Consider the following 4,414-nt stretch of genomic DNA (forward strand, 5'->3'; position numbering starts at 1 on the left):
TTATTCATTCAAAGAGAACAAGGGGATTTAAAAGAAACTTTAATGACTTTAAGCAATTATAGATTCTATTTAGAAGAGATAAACCAAGATTCTAATAATGCAAACAATCATTTAAAGAATCATTCAAGTAATTCTTTTAATGATATAAACCAAGATTCCAATAATCCCAATCATACAAATACTAATCATTCAAATGAGAATCTAAACTCAAATGTGCAATTCTCCTTTTTATCAAAGAAATCATCTTTTAATTTCATAAAAATCCTTTAAATTTTATTGCTTAGCATTATAACGCATAAGGCATTAAATATAGTAGCTTAGAATCTGCCACACCCACCACTCTCCCTACAATCAAATACTCCCCATTTTGAAAGAATAAATCTTGATAAGCGGGATTCAAAGAATGCAGAATCACTCCATTATTTTTTAAGATGATTTGTTTGACAAACAATCCCTCATTGGTGTTAATCACAAAGATTCCTTTGTCTTTTAGACTTGCTTGTCTATCAATGAAGCAGAGCGCATTGTCTTTGATAAGAGATTCCATAGAATCCCCCTTGCATTCTATGATTTCCCATTTAGGATTAATCTTTAGCTTCTCTAGTAATGCAATAGGGAAAGTAATCTCCTCTACACTCACAAATTCATTCAATCCTCCACCCCCCAAGGAAGCATTAGCCTTGTAGAGTTTAAGAATCCTATACTTCTCCTCACATTCTAAGCTTTCCTTTGGCGAACTTCCAAAGAAAAAGTAATTGATATTAATCTTTCTTTGCTCTAGGAAGTTTAGGATTTGTTTGTAGGGGATAGAGTTTCTAAACTTCATACTATTAAAAGTATCGGGGTGTATGCCTAAAGCCTTAGCCACATCAATGCCTTTAGTATTCTCTTGTCCCTCACTTGCTAAGATGTCCTTTAGCTTTTCTATCACTTCTTCCATTTCCATAAGAACCCTTTTGTTTTAAAAGGAATTTAGCATAAAAATTCAAAAAAGAGGGAATGGATTTTAAAATGAAAGGAGGTTTTAATAGAATACAGAGGTAAATCACCCCTGATATTCAGGGTGAAATTCTCCTTTTGGAAAGTTTAAAAAATCTTTTGGCGAAGCGGGATTTAAATGCTTTACATCAACAGGTATATTAAAGACGCCAATATTATGCATAAAAATACTTAAGCTGCCTAGTAGCGGCGTAGCATTTATGTTTGGTTGTTGGCTTTGCTGCAAAAGATTAAAAATAGTTTCGGACTCTATTATTTTTTTACATAGAGGATAAACTTCATCTTTGATAAATTGCTTATTTTCCTTCATTAACTCTTTTTTTATTTTCTCATTTTGATGAATCAAAGAATAAAATTGACTACTAAGCACCAATCTATACCCATAATGCTCTTCGTAGGCAAATAAAATCCTCTCCTCATTCATTCTTTTTACATTAGATATCAATCGCATTATCAAATCATCAAAGCAATTAATAATCTGCATGCTTTCAAAATCAAGCTGTTGATTTGGAGCAATAAGCATTCCATTGAGGGGCAAAAACATATTTCTATACGCATTAAAGATAATAAGTTTATCTAAAGGCGTTGCTTCTTTGAGTATTTTTTTAGCCTTTGAGTTTCTTTTCTTTCTTGCATATAGGGATTTAGCCAAGCCCCAAAGAAAGCCCCTGCTAAAGTCCCACAAACACCAATTAAACTAATCCAAACGCTAGAATCCATTGTTTCTCTTTTTAGGGTTTAACTTAGAATTTTATCTAAATTCACCCTAACTTCAACATGGATAAAAATAAAATATAAATTTTAATAATAGGTTAACCAAGATTTCAAACGATGAATTGCTTGACTGCATTTAAGAATAGAAGTATTGGAATCGTAGGTTGGCAAGTCGTCATTATGAATGCAGTGAAGCAATCCACAAGTTCAGCTATCATTTGTATTCCACTCCGTCATTGCGAGAGATTCGCTAGAATCTCGTGGCACACACTGCTTTGCAGTTTGTCCGCACTGCACAAATTTATAATTTTAGTTTTGGAGGATTCTGCCATATCGTCATGGCGCGGAGTGAAACGACACAGCAATCCATAACGCTAACAATCTGCAAGACAAACAATGGAATCTTTTAGGCGAGATTCTTTATTGTCGCGTTCCTCACTTCTTCTTTTCTCTAAACTCTTTTCTTAACTCACGCACTTCTTTGAAGAATTGCAAATAAGCAAATATTCGCCCCCCCCCCCGCACATTATTAGCTTTTATGAGTGCTTCACCCAATTTGTAAGTAAAGCATTGTTTTTCTTTAATTGCTTCTTTGTAGTCTGGGTAAGATTCTAGTTTGGGGAGTTTTAAGCTAGGATTCTTTGCTACTTTTTCTTGATATTTTCTTTGTTCTTCTCTATGGAATTCTTTGATATAGCTAAGCACATAAGGCATTCGCACCCACCCCAAAAAGCTCCTTGCATTGAGTATCATTGCAGAACCTAGTTTATAGGCTAAGTGGGAGTGGATTCTAGTTTTAGAATCTATGAAAGATTCCATTTGTTTGATTTTGTTTTGGAATGCTATATTTTGGGTTTGAAGCTGTTTATTTGGCTCATTTGGTAATTTTTGCTTTGCAGTATTATTTTTATTTTCAAACCCAAAACGATACTTTTGTCCCATCGCCAAACAAACAAAGCTTATAGCACTTGCCATATCATTCTGTGATTCCGATATTCTTGCCGCAACAATACTAATTCTCTTGAATTTTTCATTTGCATTAAGTTTATAATCTTGAAAGTATTCTCTATATTCCACATAATTTTGCTTGGTCCATAATAGCGTGTTAATAAAATGCTCAAAATTTTCAAAAGTAAATAAATGCATGAGAGTATATTCTACTTTATCTGCTTGATTATTTGCGAAGTATAGATGGAACATAGCTATGTAGGTAGCAAAATTATTTTTATCTAATTCTAAATATTTATTCAATATAGAAACATTATGAGATAGACCCTTATTAAGTTTCTTGGATAGATTGAAAAAGTAAGCCAAAGAAGCTGCACGAATAAGAGGTTCAACTTCAATATTTAAACCAGCTTCAATAATACTGTATTGCTCCTCAAGAGAAAATTTTTCATTAAAATGAACGATTTTGGCTCGATCAATAAAAGAACTCAATATAGAAAATGTGGATTCTTTTGGGCAATAAATCTCTTTAGCTTGAGACATAAAAACTAAATCAAAAATCGTATCTTGCATTCTTGTTAAAGACAACCCACTCTTAAAGTCATCAGCCAATTGAATCTTAATTTCGCGATTAAAGGCATTGAAATAATCTTTAATCTTTTGGACTAATGCCTTTTCGTCACTGAATAAGACAATATTTTTAGTTGCGTTTAACTTTATAATATGAGCTACAATCTCTATCGGAGAAATTCTATTCATAGGTGCTCTATCAGTATAGCTAAAATACATTCTTCTCTGTAAATGATCAAAAACCACATCTCCCACCCTGATATGTATCGCTATGAAATCATCTTGAAAAGCCTCTTTGGCAGAGATAATTAGTTGTTGATATTCTGGGGTAAAATCTATCTCATTCCATATTCTTATAGCTTCTTTGTTGAAATCCTCTCCATCGAAGTCTTTAAAATGGCTTTTACCTAGAAAAACCGAAGTATAATATCCGCCCCAATAATATTTATAAGAACCCTTAGCAAGATCACTGATGTAATACCGATTTGCAAACAAATCACTCGAATAAATTTGCGGTAAAGGGTAGTGATATTTTTCCAAAAAAGATTCGGTAAAAATATTTTCTTTGGAATCCACAAAAACCCCTTTTTCAGAAGCATTTCTTATATTCCAAACAAAACCAAATTTTAAACCAGACTTATCCGCACAATATTTTGCAAACAAAAAATTAAGAATCCTTGAACCAAAACCATCCCCTCTTCCACACATAAGAAGAGCTGGAAATTTTCTTTTAAAAATTTTCACTTCAGGTAACGACAAATTTTCGTTAGAGCTTATTTTTAAAGTTTTTATCCAAATCTTAGAATACAGCAGAATACGAACATTATTCGCAGAATCACTTTCAAAATGACTCTTATCAACTTCCGCCCATTCTCCATTTATAAAACAATGAACTTCTAGCATAGGATTCTTAACATTCCATAGTTCAATATATTCAATTTTTTCCTCTTGGGTGAGATGTAGAACAATGCTTTTAGGGTTAAGATATTGTTGCGAGAAATTAATCTCAACCAAATCCTCTTCTTTCCAAATCATTCTCAGTCCCCCTCATCAAATCTACCAAATATCAGTGTAATCATATTCCCCCCCCCCCCCGCAGGTGTTTTGGCATTTAATGTGCGAATAAGCTCATTTTGGAATACAAACAAGTCTAAATCCAAGTCTCTCTTATCTACATTATAAG

General features: G+C 32.9%; 5 protein-coding genes. 2 read left to right on the plus strand and 3 right to left on the minus strand.

Annotated elements, in window-relative coordinates; translation table 11 throughout:
- On the plus strand, positions 1-270 hold a 270-nt coding region (locus LS69_RS10955; protein ID WP_238699298.1), incomplete at its 5' end, for a hypothetical protein.
- A gap of 16 nt (positions 271-286) precedes the next feature.
- Here the strand turns inward: LS69_RS10955 and LS69_RS09745 are convergent.
- Entirely contained in the window at positions 287-946 is a 660-nt protein-coding gene (locus LS69_RS09745) for a S24 family peptidase (protein WP_138124566.1), read from the minus strand.
- A 99-nt stretch (positions 947-1,045) separates the two neighbouring features.
- Positions 1,046-1,651 (minus strand): hypothetical protein, encoded by a 606-nt coding sequence (locus LS69_RS09750; protein ID WP_138124569.1) that lies wholly within the window; start codon positions 1,649-1,651, stop codon positions 1,046-1,048.
- A 322-nt stretch (positions 1,652-1,973) separates the two neighbouring features.
- On the opposite strand from LS69_RS09750, the gene LS69_RS10610 reads away from it, so the two are divergent.
- A complete protein-coding gene (locus tag LS69_RS10610; RefSeq protein ID WP_194145491.1) occupies positions 1,974-2,123 on the plus strand; it encodes a hypothetical protein in 150 nt (49 codons plus the stop codon).
- Between the two features lie 25 nt (positions 2,124-2,148).
- Here the strand turns inward: LS69_RS10610 and LS69_RS09755 are convergent, their stop codons facing one another.
- Positions 2,149-4,266 carry a hypothetical protein gene (locus LS69_RS09755; RefSeq protein ID WP_138124572.1) on the minus strand — a complete coding sequence of 706 codons (2,118 nt, stop codon included), beginning with the start codon at positions 4,264-4,266 and terminating at the stop codon, positions 2,149-2,151.
- Between the last annotated feature and the right edge of the window lie 148 nt (positions 4,267-4,414).

This window comes from Helicobacter sp. MIT 05-5294, assembly GCF_000765675.1.
Classification (GTDB): domain Bacteria; phylum Campylobacterota; class Campylobacteria; order Campylobacterales; family Helicobacteraceae; genus Helicobacter_D.

Bases quoted from the DNA above. Each gene is read 5' to 3' on its own strand.
- LS69_RS09745 (WP_138124566.1), bottom strand. From the start codon at position 946: ATGGAAATGGAAGAAGTGATAGAAAAGCTAAAGGACATCTTAGCAAGT.
- LS69_RS09755 (WP_138124572.1), bottom strand. From the start codon at position 4,266: ATGATTTGGAAAGAAGAGGATTTGGTTGAGATTAATTTCTCGCAACAA.